This is a genomic window from Leeuwenhoekiella sp. CH_XMU1409-2, from assembly GCF_037029365.1.
In the GTDB taxonomy this organism is placed as follows: domain Bacteria; phylum Bacteroidota; class Bacteroidia; order Flavobacteriales; family Flavobacteriaceae; genus Leeuwenhoekiella; species Leeuwenhoekiella blandensis.
This window is the reverse complement of sequence record NZ_JAYMEI010000009.1, coordinates 134,831-149,969: the sequence shown is the minus strand read 5'-3', so window position 1 is coordinate 149,969 and position 15,139 is coordinate 134,831. Positions and strand designations below refer to the sequence as shown.

The following is a 15,139-nucleotide window of genomic DNA, read 5'->3' as shown; positions in this document are numbered from 1 at the left end:
AAAAATAAACTTCAATTCATCTTCCCTTTCTTTTGTCTTGATACAAAAGAAACAATCCCGAAGCTTCGGGACAAGGCTTACATGAGCTTCTCTAAATTTTATGCTCGCTGCACTGCATGCGCTTAACTCGGGCGGCGCACCGCCCTCAAACAGAACCGCCTGCGGACGTTCCGCTCTCTGCAAATTTAACGAGAACCTCATGATAGGCCGTTTCCTAAATTCAAACTAAAAATTGTATTCTTTAGTTTCCTTTTGGTCAGTGTAGTAAGTGCATCCCGTTAAGAATTTCTGAAGCCTTGGAAGAAATTTAGGGATGTGCTTGCGGTTTTTGCGATAGCAAAAAACACCTATCCAAAAGGCGTCGTTTCTTTTGGTTCATTTTCTTTAGACGAGTAAAGAAAATGAACAGAACATGAATTGAAAAAATAAACTTCAATTCATCTTCCCTTTCTTTTGTCTTGATACAAAAGAAACAATCCCGAAGCTTCGGGACAAGGCTTATTTTTAGATCCTTGAAAACTACGCAAACACCTTATCCTGCGGATAGCAAACCGCTGCGCTAGGCTATCCTCCGCTGCCCACCGCTGCGGCGCCCGCTTGTTTTACTACAGCTCTAAAAAGTAGGCCGATCTTCAATTATCAATAAGCATTCAAATGATATTCATACCCGAAGGGTCAACGCTATCAAAATCCCTCGGTTCAGAATAGATGCAGGAAGCTCCGAAGGACAGGAGCGGTAGCGACGCGGAGCTGACAAGACGGTTTTTGCGATAGCGAAAAATTCCTAAGCGAGGGCGTCGTTTCTTTTCTGCATCCGACGACCGCAGGGAGAGGAATGCACCTGTTGTGCTCTGTAAAAATACTAGTCGAATTAGTAATGGTAAAGAAAATGAACAAAACATGAATTAAAAGAAAACTCATCAAACTGACCTCAGGAACTTAACGCAATTCAATACAATCTAAACCCACAGACACCATTTTACCAAAAAAAGCAATTCCCTTCCTCCCAAGACTTCGGGAGAAAAAAGGCTTGGGGATGAGGTGAACCCATGCTTTAGCTTCAGATACTAGCGAAACCCATTTTCTTTAAACATCTTTGCACTTGCTTTAATAACTGAAGTAATTCTGAAAATTCTAATGAACACCCCCACAAGCCATACCGCCTGTCCCGATTGTCAGGGTCTCGGAAAACAGAACCGCGGACTCTCAAAACGTGCCAAACAGCGGTATCAAAAGGCTTTGGAGGTGTACCAACGTTTTCCTGATAATCCCAAGCCGGTAAAGCCTAAAGCGCATTTGCAGGTGTGTCCTACCTGCTCAGGAAGCGGACTCCTCCCTGCTCTACAACCGCCAGTGCCGGATACCACACGCTTTCCACATGTGGCGATCATTGGGGGTGGTATTGGGGGAGCAGCGCTGGCAGTAGCTTGTTTACACCGGGGAATTCCGTTTACGTTATACGAGCGGGATACCGACTTCGCAGCACGCGCACAAGGTTACGGACTTACCCTGCAACAGGCGCATACGGCGGTAAAAGGTTTTGGAATAGACACGCTGGAACAGGGCATCGTTTCTACCCGGCATATCGCGCATACGCCAGACGGTAAGGTCTTGGGCGAATGGGGCATGCGCAAATGGGACACCCAAACCAACGCAACGCCTAAACGGACCAACATTCATATTGCCCGGCAAAACCTACGCCTGGCCTTATTGAACCAACTTTCGGGTGCAGACGCGATACGCTGGGGACATCAGCTTAACGGGTTCAAACAAACGGAAACAGGCATTGAACTCCAATTTGACATCCAAGGAAAAACCTCCACAGCACAGGCCGATCTGCTGGTGGGTGCCGACGGTATTCGCAGCAGCGTACGCGCGTTGCTGTTTGAGCAAGAGCCGTATCCCTTGCGCTATCTCGATTGTATCGTGATCCTGGGAATCTGTACCTTAAGTGCGTTGAAAAACACAGCATACGAGTTACTGGATCAGAAAACCGTATTTCAAACCGCCAATGGTAACGAGCGGATGTATATGATGCCTTATGATCCCGAGCATATTATGTGGCAATTCAGTTATCCGCTGGCGGAAGCCGAAGCCAAAAGCTTAAGTGCTCAAGGTGCTGAAGCTTTAAAAAAAGAGGTACAAAAGCGCACCGACTGGCATGCGCCTATTCCGCAGATCATCAACGCCACACCGGCTGCTTTGATCTCAGGCTATCCGGTGTATGACCGGGAGTTGTTAACTCCACAAGACTTTGCGCACAGTGGCCCCATAACTCTATTGGGCGACGCCGCCCATCCTATGAGTCCGTTTAAAGGTCAGGGTGCCAACCAAGCTCTGCTGGATGCGCTGGCACTTGCCCGACGCATCTCCAAAGTGTGTAAACCCGATACTTCATGGAAGCAGACCAACCTCCGCAAAAAGATCTTAACGCCCTTCGAAACCGAAATGCTTGACCGCAGCGCCACTAAAGTCAAAGCCTCTGCCCGCGCCGCCCGCGTATTGCATTCAGACCAGGTCCTTCAAGAACGCGACGGCCCTAGAGGGGGAGGGAAACAGTAGGCAGTGGGCAGTCGGCAGTCTCAGTGTACAGTAGGCAATTGTAGTTTACAGTAATGAGTTTATTGTTTGTGGTTTCTGATTCCGTATTAAAGTACAAAGTCAGAAATACAAAATGCAAATAAATAATGCTTTGTCACTTCGAGTGATTCTAGAGCGACCGAGCGCGAAAGAATTGTATCGAGAAGTCTATCTAGCAAGAAACATTTTTACTAAGAATACTTCTCGATACAGTTGATGTACTGCTAACGCAATACTTCAACCACTCGAAGTGACAAGTACGCCTATCCGAAGGGTCAACACGATCAAAATCCCTCGGTTCAGAATAAACGTGGGCAGCTCTAGATTAAGTTGGCAGTTGCAGTTTGCAGTAATGAGTTTATTGTTTGTGGTTTCTGATTTATTATTCCGCATTAAAGTAAAAAGTCAGAAATACAAAATTCAAATAAAAAATGCTTTGTCACTTCAAGCGAATCCCGAAAGTCTCCGGGAGAGAAGCCTAGGTGATGAGATGCTGAAACACGTTCAGCATGACGCTTTTATCAATATTGTCGCGCAGCCTATCCCAATGTTTCCGCGCGATTGTATCGCGTGTTGCGTTCACCTAAATATCATTTTAAACCAAACAAGTAACTCCCTTCCTCCCGAAGATTCGGGAGAAGTAAGGGTTGGGGAAGGGTGTAATAGCAAAGACTTAAACATCCCTCTAAATCTCCCTTCAAAGGGAGACTTGGTTTTATTGACTGATGTTGAAACAGACATTCATTTCGACTATCGGGAGCAATCGCATCCTATATCCCTCATCCCCGACCCTTCTCCCAAAGGAGAAGGGAGTTAGCTTTCCGTGTGACCTCTTCTATCGTCAAGATGACTTAGAATACTCATACCCGAATGGTTTCCAATTCTATTTCTTCAGTATAGCGAGAAGTACCCGTTAAAAATTTTTGAAGCCTTGGAGAAAATTTAGGAGGCTTCTTGCGGTTTTGCCTTCAAGGGCAAAAACACCTAAGAAATGTGCCTTAACTAGATCAAGGTAAGCATTCGAATTGCTGTAGGCACATTCAATCTGACCAATTGAAATCAATAAAAACTACAGATCAAATAGGATCTTTTCTTTTGTGTAGCCTGTCCTGAGCGATAGTCGAAGGATTTCTTTGGACAAGCAAAGAAAATGAATGAGCTTGATTAGTAGTAAACATTACTCAAATCGCCGCTAGGAGATTCACCAACTGCTGTGAAAATTGAAATCACGCGAGTAATGAATATTGATAACTATTTCAATTCATATTCCTGTTCTTTTGCCTTGATGCCAAAGAACCAAAAAATCAAGGCTTATTTTTAGATCCTTGAAAACTTCGCAACCGCCTTATCCTGCGGATAGCAAACCGCTACGCTAGGCTATCCTCCGCTGCCCACCGCTGCGGCGCCCGCTTGTTTTACTACAGCTCTAAAAAGTAGGCCGGTACTGACGTTTGAATAGACTTGAGATATTAGAATTCAGACGTTAGATGTTAGAATAAAGAGAAAAGACGGATCAACAGTTCGTAGTAGCAGTACGCAAATAGCAGTCTTCGGTTTGCAGTATTGATTACTCATACCTGAAGGGTTTAGTATCCTTTTGGTCAGTATAGCAAGGGCATCCCGTAAAGAATTTCTGAAGCCTTGGAAGAAATTTAGGGATGCGCTTGCGGTTTTTGCGATAGCAAAAAATACCTATCCAAAAGGCGTCGTTTCTTTTGGTTCGTTTTCTTTAGACGAGTAAAGAAAATGAACAGAACATGCTTTGAAGCAAAACTCATCATACTAACCTTAGGAAGTCAACACCCCGTTTGCGCAAGCGTTCCCCAACACATTCTTATAAACAACTAGAGTATCTCAAAAAATGTTAATATATTTAACACTACGCTTGATCGTCTCGCGTAGTATTGTCCCTAAACACCTTGTGTATGAATAAAAATTACCTAAGTCTGGCTTTAGGCCTTCTCCTTACCGGTTTATGTTATGCTCAGGATAAGTATCGTATTGAATACGATTACAATACCGAGACTGCAACTTACCTCAGCTTGAGCAGTACCAATGTGGTTCAGGATACCCTGATCAAACCGCGCATCAAACGCAACAGTCTGGTGGAGATCAAGCTGCTCAATGTGAATCCTTTTGCGGTAGATGTACTTACCGAAGTAAAAGAGGAAGACCTGCAGCCCGCAGCCTCCGGTTTTAACTTCAGTTCCTTGCTGGGTGGCATCAGCGGAATGAGTGGCGACAATCTGGGACTGAATGTGAGCCAATCCTCCCTAGGTGATCCCAACTTCTTTACGGCCGGTTCCCGGGGTGCAAGCGTGAGTAGCGGCGTTACAGAACTGACCAATAAAATGGCTGCCGTTCGTGCATTAGACAATACGCTTAAAGCCAATTTAATCAACCCCAATCTGGATAAAGATGCCATACTCGCCAATGCTAAAGCTTTGGCGCGCCAACAAACCGATGCCCGGTTGAGTGACCCGGACGCTAATTTCTACAATTACCTCGCAAATCTCGATAAGATCATCAGCACCGATACCCAGGAACTGCAAAGCAACCTGGATGCTATGCTGCAGGAGGTTGAAACCAGCGCGCCGCTGGAAACCGGAATGTCTCGCGGACAATTGGTAGAACGCAACCGCAGTATGAATAACCTGAGCGCTATTAAAGCTTCTTTAAATGATGCCGTATCTGAAACGCATACGACCATTGATGAAATACGCTCCCTCTTTACCCGGTTGGAAGCGGCTTCTTTTGAACGCACCTATGATTACCAACTCGAAGCCGATGCGGTAAACATCAACCTGCAGTTTGTACAAAGTGCCTTTTCTGAAGCGATGGATGATGATTCAGAAATTGCAACCCTCAAAACCCGTAACCTTAAGCTTTTTGCTACCGGCGGTTTTAAGATCAATACCAGTATCGCGCTTACGCTGAATAATTTTGGTGATAAGTCTAAAGACTATTTTATTTCTGAAGAAGGAGTGATTGGCGGTACGCCCAACGATTACTTCATCCCTAACCTGAGTACGATGATCAACTTCTACCCGGTTATCGGAGATAACTTTAATGTAGGAGGAAGTTTTGGACTTTCCATTCCTATCGCCGATGATGTAAACGGGGTGAATTTCTTGTTAGGTCCTTCGGTGTTTTTGGGACGTCAAAGCCGACTCTCACTTTCGGGAGGTGTGGCTTACGGCCCGGTAAACCGACTCACCAACGGCCTGGAGATCGATCAAACCACCACCTTAAGCAGCCTGGATAATTTCACTAAAAAAGTATACGACTTTGGGTATTTCTTCGGAATCTCCTTCAGTCTGTTTGATATCAATTAAATCCCTAATTATGAAAACCCGTATCGCACTTGTACTCCTCGTGCTGTTGAGTTTACCGCTTCAGGCTAAAAAGATAGCGCTCATCATTGCGGTAGGCGATTACCCCGCCAGTACCGGATGGAGTCCCATTAGTTCGGCTAATGATGTGCCGCTTATTCAAGCTGCTTTAAAACACCAAGGCTTTAAAGAAGAGCACATCACCACGCTCTTGAATGCCGAAGCTACCCACGATGGTATCATCAATGCGCTCAATACCTTGAGCACACAGATAGAACCCGGGGATATAGTGGTGATTCACTACTCCGGTCACGGCCAGCAAATCGCTGATGATAACGGGGAAGAAATAGATGATAAAGACGAAGCACTCGTGCCGTATGATGCGCTCGTGCGCCCCACCTACAATTACAGCGGACAAAACCATATACGCGATGACGCTCTTGGAACGCTGCTCACCAATTTTAGAAACAAGCTGGGAGCCAAAGGCCAATTGCTTGTATTGCTAGACAGTTGTCATTCGGGCTCTGCCACGCGTGGCGGAAAAGCCCGTGGTGGCGCAGCGACCTTTGCTCCTGAAGGCTGGGTGCCTAAAACCAACACAACCAACAAGGGCAGTGATATGTTTGAAAAAGCACAGGTACAGTCCGACGCAGCTCCTTTTGTGATGTTTAGCGGAGCTTCGGCCAACGAACTCAATTATGAATATGAAGGCGTAGGCTCTTTGAGTTATGCCTTTAATAAAGCCATGACCGAGCTGGGAAGCGATGCGACCTACCGCCAGCTCTATACCAAAATAGCGGCGACAATGAACGTCATCTCTCCCAACCAAACCCCAACGCTTGAAGGAGACCCCGACTATAAAGTCTTTAAAGGAGAATATGTTACCCAACAGCCCTATTTTGAAGTACAGTCGGTATTGCGTCCGGATGTGGTTAAAATACAGGCAGGTAAACTGCAAGGCCTGTTTCCGGGAACGACGGTTGCCGTGCTTCCTGCCGGAACAACGACCTATGCTGCAGATAAAGCCCTTGCTACAGGAACCGTAAAACTTGCCAAATTTAACGAGGCCAATATCGTATTAGATCAGGCCCTTGAGGGAACCAACCACAAGGAATACTGGGTGTTTGTGCTCGAAAAAACCTACGGCGACCTGGATCTTAAAGTATATCTGGATGCTTCGGTTACCGAAAAAGCCGTAGAAAATTCCTTAGAAGAATTCTTAAGCACCAACCAACTGGGAAGCCTGGTTACCGATTCGATCGCCTCGAGCGTGACCATCACCCAAACCGAAGGCGCGTATCAGCTTAACGCAACCCACGGTACGACCACCATCAATTCGGTAGATGCCAGCCGGGGTGCTGCAGCTTTGGATGCGCTCCAACAAGACCTGTTCAATTATGCACAAGGCCAATACCTCAAAGAATTACAGCTGAAGAATATGGACTATGAGTTTAGCTTTCGGCTGCTGCCGGTAGCTTATGATGTGGTGATGGAAACCTTTGGCGAACTTCAGGAACCCGAAGCTTTTATAGATGCTAACGGTACCTTTAGCGTCGTTCCTGAACAAGATCACGTGGTGCTTGAGGTGACCAATGAAAGTAAACAACCTTTGTATTTCAGCATCATTGAGATCAACAGCAAAGGAGAACTCAATACGTTTATGCCCAACGATGCCTGTACCTTGAACGACGATGAGCGCAGGCTGGCGCCCGGGCAAACCATGGTTTTTAAAGACTGCGTGTTCTCTTTTGGTCCGCCGTATGAACGCCTCATGCTCAAAGGCTTTGCATCTCCCAAGCCCATCAACTTTAAAGCAACCGTACAAACCCGTGGTGCCGGTACCCGCGGAACCACCAATCCCTTAGAGGCCTTTATTGCCAATACCTATACGCAATCGCGTGGCGGTGCAGCAAGCACAGCCTCTGGAAAAGTTGACGGTTATGCCACCGAATTTATTTATGAAATCGTAGAAACTAAAGAGTAAACCTATCATTCTGCCCACCCTAAACCGCAGTATTATGAAAAAAACTACAGCTATTTTCAGCCTTGTATTCGTCCTGGCTACCACACTTGTTGTACACGCCCAGGACAGTACACAGATCAACGTACAATATCCTTTTGGAGAGCCGGGATCTACTTCCCGCGGGGTCTTTGGTCCCGATGATCGTAAAGAGGCACAGGATGCTATAGGCTATCAGGATTTTGTGCGGGCAACCGCTGTAATGGTGAGTAAGGAGTCGATACGCAATAACGTGGCCTATTCCTATTCGCTGCGCGAACGCCTGAGTATGACCTTTAATACCGATAATTTTGACGACAACGTCATGTTCTTAGAGCAGCCGGCACTCGCCAATTGTACCGGATTTCTTATCGCTCCCGATATTCTGGTGACCGCAGGACATTGTATTAAAACCATAGAAGATGCCGAACCTTATGTTTGGGTCTTCGATTATACCAGTACGCAACAGTTCAATACCAATACGCATGCGATCCCTTTAGATCCTGATGATGTCTATGAAGTTGCCGAAGTACTAAGTGCTGCTTTAGACGATGAGACCAGTGATGATTATGCGGTGTTACGCCTCAAGCGTAAATCAGACCGACGTCCCTACCGCTTTAGAACCAGCGGTACCATCACCGAAGGCACGGGTGTAAATACCATAGGCGCCCCCACAGGATTACCCCTCAAATTTGCAGAAAACGCCGAGGTGGTTGACGCCTCGCCTACCAACTGGTTTAAAAGCGATATTGATTCCTTTCCCGGAAATTCCGGAGGTCCTGTCTTTGACGACTATGGCTGGATCGAAGGAATCCTGGTACGCGGAGCCGTAACCTATAGGAATGGGGACTATACCGGGGATTACTACTATGATGAGACCTGCGACTGCATCAAGACGGTAAACTTTAACAGCGCCAGCTATACTGCAGGTTGCCAGTCGCACAAGATCACCCACGTCCCTTCTGAGCTTTTAGTACGCAGTATTTACGAGAACCTCGCTTATGCGATCACAAAGGGTTTACAAGACCGTTTTGACGACTGGGCCGTATATCAATGGATCTTTACCCATCAATATGCCAAAGAAAACGGACTCCTCGAAGTCTTGGCTTTAAAAGAGCAAAACTATGGCATGTATGCTCAAATGCTTGACTACGCCTTCCCTACGTATACTGACAGTCAGCGCCGGGAACTTTTAGACTATACCATTAGCACCAATAACAACACGCTCTACACCCTTTTACTCGAGCAGGGTATTTATGCCGATGCCGGCGCAAACAAGACCTATACCGCCTTACAGGAAGCGGTTAAAGAGGCTAATACGGGCTGGGTGGTCAAACTGGTAGATGCCGGAGCCGACGCACAAGTTAAAGATGATGGGGACAATAACCTCCTACATCTCGCCGCAGCTACCGGAAATACAACGCTCATCAATTACCTCTACGGCCTCGAACCCCAGCTGATCGATTCAGAAAACCGCGCAGGGGATCTACCCGAACGTGTGGCTAAGGATAAGGGGTACAAAAAAGTATTTAAGTATATGAAAAAGATGCGCAAAAGCAGATAGTACCCCCTAGCTGCTTGCGCTCAGTAAAAATCCTTTGCGATGAACGCTTATCTCAACTACCTGATTTTTCTTACTTTTCTTGGCGCTGTAGTGCCCGGGAAGGCTCAGGAATACGGTAGAGGGTCTAAAGCCAAAGCGACTGCAGCAACTACAACAACGACACACACCAAAGCTTTGGTGATTGGGACCAGTGCTGCTGCTGCACGGGATGCAATACTATTTTCAGGATATTTAGAACATGTAGCTCAGGTTCCTGTTGAGCAGCTCATCACCCTCTCCGGCAAAACAGCCAAAGCGGCACAGATCTATACTGCCTTAAAAAAGCTTACCGACAGCATTCAGGAGGGAGATCAAGTGTACTTCTATTTTTCGGGAACGAGTGTGTATTCAGACTTTCTGGGAACGCCCGAGAGTCTGTTGCTGGCTGCTGATTTTAAAGCCGAAGAACCGCTTTTAAGCAGTACGGGCATCGTACGGCTCAGCGACATCCTCAATCTTTTAGGAAAGGCTTCAGCTGAAGGCGCAAGCATACAATGTATCCTAGACACCAACAAAGCTGATGATCCTCTTGTCTTTCAACAGACCGCAAAGCGCAATATGCAAACGATTCAGACCCGTACCCAAAACTATACCTGCTTTTTAGCTACAGGACCCGAAGGCACATCTTACAATTCCGCCTCTAATTCCTTAGGAGTCTTTACCCACAATCTGGTTTTAGGACTTATGGGCGCCGCAGATACCAATGCAGATGACAGGATAACCTATAGCGAACTCGATGACTACCTCTACACGCAGGTGCAACAGCAAACGGGTAAGCAACAGCAACCTGTATGTCCGTCACTACCGGGAGAAAGTGTTCGGGTGCTTCCGCCGGGAGCTCGTGCTCAAGCGCTTAAGCTTGCCCAACAAGAAAATGCAAAGGCGCTCTTTAAAACACTGGTACACTAGATGGTTTTTTTAAGAACATACACGTTGGTTGCACTCTTGCTAATGCTGGCTAACGCTGCTGCATCACAACCTGCGGCTGGTGAGTTTCCTGCCGTCCAGGGAACCCGACGTGCATTGATCGTAGGGATTTCAGAGTATAACGAGCCCAGCCTCAAACTGAACTATGCCGCTTCAGATGCTGCCTTATTTCGCGAATATCTGTTGAAGATCGAAAAGTTACAAGCCGAGGATATCACCTATTTAACCAGCAATGATCCTTCCGCAGAAACCTACGCCGGGGCTTTAGGGGTTTATAATGCCTTAGACCAACTTTTAGAAACCACACAACCTGAAGATCTGGTCTACATTTATTTTGCAGGGCACGGAGATGTGGTTAAAAAGATCACACGTTATGAAGGCTATTTGCTCGCTGCCGATGCCAATGCCAGTCAGAATTACAAAGGTACCGGTGGCGTGGTCGCCCTTCAGGACCTCAATGAATATGTGGGCGCGCTTACCGCTTCGGGAGCTAAAGTGGTGCTAGTGCTTGACGCTTGTCATTCGGGATTTGCCTATAAGGAAGGTGCACAAAGGAATATGGAAAGCCTGAATGAAAGCTTTCTCAATACAACGCGCTATCTGAGCTGCAAACCCGACCAATTCTCTTACGAAAGCGGAACGCTGGGTCACGGTTATTTTACCTACTATCTCGTCTTAGGCCTTATGGGAGCTGCCGATGTAGATGATACCAACCTGCAGTATAGAGAGCTTGGTGAGTTTCTCTACACCAATGTCTACAACGAATCTGAAGAAAAACAAACCCCGCTGGTGGTCACGCAAAATCAGCGGGAAGTACTCAAAGCCATCGATCCTCAGGAAAAGAAAGCGTCTATGGAGATCGTAAAAAAATCGAGTTCGATCAAAGACCTTTTAGCCTCGCGCAGTAGCACCGGTTCTACCCAGACGACTGCAGGACCTGCAAACGACAACCCTATCATCAAAGCCTTTAACAAAGCCCTGGCTGCCGAAGCTTATTATGAAGGCGATAACAGTGCACTGGCGCTTTACAACAACGCAAAGCAAACACAGCAACTGCCTGAAAAAAGCCTTAAGAAAATGCAGTTTGCGCTTTTAAAAGCCCTTTCATCTACTGCGCAGATGCTTATCAATTACTATATTGAAGGGCATGAAAAGCTTCCGGGAGGTCAGGTCTTTGTACGACAAGCGCAGCACCTGGACGTATGCCTGAGCCTAATGCCCGCCAATGCACCGATGCGGGAACGCCTGGTGACCAGCAAACTCTTTCTGGAAGCCTACAGCATCATTCGCACTAAAAATTATTCTAACTATCCTCAGGCAAAAGAAAAACTGCTGGAAGCGCTAGAGCTTGAGCCCCGGGCGGCATATATTCATAATGCTTTAGGCGTTTTATACAGTCAGGAGAACAGCTTTGACAAAGCACATATTCACTACGAAAAAGCAAAAGAGCTTATCCCCAATTGGGCCTACCCCATAAACAATCTGGGCACCAATTATTTTGATCAGTATCAGTACAAAAAGGCAAAATATTGGTATGAGGAAGCTTTAGCGCGTGCTCCCGAATACCACACCGCCTTGCAAAACTTAGGCGCGCTCTATAAATCTCAAGGAAAATATCAGGCTGCAGAGCAGTATTATTTACGCTCAGCAGACACTTCTGGAGCACTACAGGCGATTACGCTGCGCAATCTGGGCGGACTTTATGAGGATCGGGGCAATATCAAAAAAGCCTTAGCCTACTATAAACGTGCTTTAGAACAAGATCCTAAAGATGTAGACAACTATTACAACTACAGCGATCTGCTCATCGATGAGGCTATAGACATTGCACAAGGAGAAGCCCTGCTCCAGGAAGCCATCGCTATTGAGCCTTACTTTTCAAAAGGGCACGCCACCTATGCCGACCTGTTACGACGCTATCCTAAAAGCGAAGCAAGCTATACACAAGCGCTAGAGCTGTATGACTTCGCAATCGCTAATGATCCTTTTTACGAGTGGGCCTATGCCGGGCGCGGCTGGCTTTACAGTAGACAGGAGCAACCCGATAAAGCCCTGGCATCCTTTAAAGCAGGAATCACTGCAAATCCTGAAAAACCAAGAGCTTACTACTATTTGGCACAGTATTACAAAAGTGCTTTAACCGACTTTGAAAATGCAGAAAAACAATACCGAAATGCTATCGCCAAAGATAGCTTTTACCTCCCTGCCTACAAGGGGCTTGTTGACTTGTACAATAAAAATGACAAGCAGGAACAATCCTTAGCCTTGTTGCACAATTTGGTGCGTATAGATGACGAAGCCCCCGACAGCTACAATCTGTTGGGCAACACCTATTATTCTCAAGGCAACAATGAAGAAGCCATAAACGCCTACCAACGCAGTCTTGACGTAGATTCTACCTATGCTAAAGGTTTTGCCAATCTCGCCTACAGCCTGTTACAATCTAAGCGCTATAAAGCTGCAGTGGCTGCTTACCGCAAAGCGATAGACTACAACCCCTATAAGAACAATGTAGAAAACTTCACCCTGCTTTTGGTTACCGAAGGAAGAAAATTAAAGCGCGAAGGCGAACTCAAAGCAGCTGAAACCAGCTTTAAGGAAGCTTTACATCTTGACGCCAACTACACCAGTGCTACGGCACTGGCCGAACATTATTATTTTGCAGATCGCGCTCAGGAAGCACTCGAGGTGTTACAGCTCTTGGAAGCAGAACAACTGTCTAAAACCCGAAAAACCAAATACTACGAACTTTCAACAAAGCTCGCCATCGATCTGGAAGAGGTTACTTTGGCTACAGCTAGTTACAACGCCTTGACTCGCTTGAGTCCGCGGCCCGACAAGATCCTGGGTGCTTTAACACAAGCGCTTGAGGGGAAAACGCAAGAAGCTAAAACCACGCTTACGAGCCTCAGTCCTATGTATTTTAATGAGCAACTGCTTGAAACCAAATACAGCCCGGCAACGATACAACGCATTAAAAAACTGAAACCATGAAACCGGTAAAATCCTTTAAACTCACCCTGCTGCTTTTACTACTCAGTCTTGCGCTACAAGGCGGAGTCAATCTTAAGAATGGTAATTTTTACATTTCGTATACCGACATTCAAATCGCGAAAACCCGCGGTGCTCTTGAAGACATCACCCGTACCTATAATTCCAAATCTATTGAGGTTGGTTTATTTGGTTATGGCTGGGGAACACTTATCGAATCACGCCTCTATGCCTATCCTGACGGAAGTCTGGTAGTCGCCGAACACGGTTCTGGAGGAAAAACTGTTTATCTCTCACCTTTTGCTACGCAGGATATGCTCGACCTGATGATAGACCAACTCCTTGAAGTAAGTCTTGCTGAAGGAAGCTTGCAGAACACCCCCAATGCATTGGCCAACAAGCGTGAAGAACTACAAAACAATCAGGAGTCACGTCACAGCCTCTGGAACAAATACCTCAAAAAGGGATTGGTAGCCTATCAATCTACGCTTCCTGTAGGCGCCGAGTGGGAATCGTTTGAACGCGGTCGAGAGCGTATCGTAAAAACCGAAAACGGTTATTCACGGATTAAAAGTTCGCGTATCGATGATTTCAACACCGAAGGCCTTTTAGTGAAGATCGATGAAAAAAATGGCGATTATACCCTTTTGGAATATACTAATAGTCACCTTGCCAAAATCAGCAATGCCGATGGTACCAGTCTGGTGTTCACCACCAATGAAGACGGTTTCATCACGCGCATTACTTCAGGAGCTAAAGAAGCTACTTTTAAATACGACGGGCTTGATCTGGTATACGCCAAAGATGCCGGCGGTAATCACTATAAATACGTTTATGATGAAAAGCATAACCTGATCAAGATCGTATATAACCCTGTTCGGCTTAAGGGACAAGCCGAGGATGCGCGGTATATTTCGTACGAACCCAAAACCAGTTTTGTTGCTAAGATCATTGATCGTAATGGAGAAGAAACAGCCTACACCTATAAGAAATTCTTTAAAGAAGATGGAACGATCGATGACGACCACTATGCGACTACGGTGCATAAAACCGGTTATAATGGGCAGCAGGTGACCAACGAATATGAATATTATATCGGGGTAAAAGAAAATGGCGATCGCTTTAGCCAACAGATCATCACAACGGTAAACGGGATCAAAACGGCAACCACCTACGATGAAACCTGCGAACTGCCTATAAACATTACCCGAGGGACCAATACCACGGTATTTAAATACAACAACCGCTGCCTGCTTACCGAAAAACTGAGTAAGTACGACTCGGTGTATATGCGTTATCATCCCAAACTAGAAAAATTAACGGAGGTCAAAAATGATCAAGGCCTCTTTACTTTTGAATACGATACCAAGGCAAATCTGGTTTATGCTTCTAAAAATGATGATACCTGGGTAAAGCTGCATTATGATGAACGCTCGAAGATCACCAAAATGGAGCAAGCCGATAAAACCTTAGTTTTTGAATATGATGAACGCGGGAAACCCGTTAAAATACAAATGGAAGGCGCTGAGGAGTCTGGTGCGATCCATGTGACTTATGATGACTATGGCGAAATCACACGGGTAGACAGTGAAGACGGGCACAGTATGGCTTTAAAAGTCACACAAGCCTTTCAAAACTTACTGGCCCTGGTTAAACCTGCGGGTGTTAATTTAAGTATGTAAACCCAAATTGAACATCTTTTACGCT

General features: G+C 46.1%; 9 protein-coding genes. 8 read left to right on the top strand and 1 reads right to left on the bottom strand.

What is annotated here, in order from left to right:
- Positions 1–183: hypothetical protein (locus tag WA338_RS11350; protein ID WP_336093394.1), on the bottom strand; the 183-nt coding region annotated here is incomplete at its 3' end.
- A gap of 954 nt (positions 184–1,137) precedes the next feature.
- Between WA338_RS11350 and WA338_RS11345 the strand changes: the two genes are divergently transcribed.
- The 8 genes from WA338_RS11345 (at position 1,138) to WA338_RS11310 (ending at position 15,114) form a co-directional block, all read left to right on the top strand.
- Positions 1,138–2,562: an FAD-dependent oxidoreductase gene (locus WA338_RS11345; RefSeq protein WP_336093392.1), complete on the top strand. Its 1,425-nt coding sequence runs from the start codon at positions 1,138–1,140 to the stop codon at positions 2,560–2,562.
- A gap of 355 nt (positions 2,563–2,917) precedes the next feature.
- Positions 2,918–3,397, top strand: a complete 480-nt coding sequence (locus tag WA338_RS11340) for a hypothetical protein (protein ID WP_336093390.1) — start codon at positions 2,918–2,920, stop codon at positions 3,395–3,397.
- Positions 3,398–4,505: 1,108 nt separating this feature from the next.
- Positions 4,506–5,915: a hypothetical protein gene (locus WA338_RS11335; RefSeq protein ID WP_336093388.1), complete on the top strand. Its 1,410-nt coding sequence runs from the start codon at positions 4,506–4,508 to the stop codon at positions 5,913–5,915.
- Positions 5,916–5,925: 10 nt separating this feature from the next.
- Complete coding sequence (locus WA338_RS11330; RefSeq protein WP_336093386.1) at positions 5,926–7,896, top strand: caspase family protein; 1,971 nt, start codon at positions 5,926–5,928, stop codon at positions 7,894–7,896.
- A 34-nt stretch (positions 7,897–7,930) separates the two neighbouring features.
- Positions 7,931–9,475 (top strand): trypsin-like peptidase domain-containing protein, encoded by a 1,545-nt coding sequence (locus tag WA338_RS11325; RefSeq protein ID WP_336093384.1) that lies wholly within the window; start codon positions 7,931–7,933, stop codon positions 9,473–9,475.
- Between the two features lie 39 nt (positions 9,476–9,514).
- The gene (locus tag WA338_RS11320) at positions 9,515–10,423 is read left to right on the top strand and encodes a caspase family protein (RefSeq protein ID WP_273005232.1); all 909 of its coding nucleotides are present in this window, start codon (positions 9,515–9,517) and stop codon (positions 10,421–10,423) included.
- Positions 10,424–13,435 carry a tetratricopeptide repeat protein gene (locus WA338_RS11315; RefSeq protein WP_336093381.1) on the top strand — a complete coding sequence of 1,004 codons (3,012 nt, stop codon included), beginning with the start codon at positions 10,424–10,426 and terminating at the stop codon, positions 13,433–13,435. It begins immediately after the preceding gene.
- On the top strand, positions 13,432–15,114 hold the full coding sequence (locus tag WA338_RS11310) for a DUF6531 domain-containing protein (RefSeq protein ID WP_336093380.1): 1,683 nt from the start codon (positions 13,432–13,434) through the stop codon (positions 15,112–15,114). Before WA338_RS11315 ends, WA338_RS11310 begins: the two co-directional genes overlap by 4 nt.
- Positions 15,115–15,139: the final 25 nt, after the last annotated feature.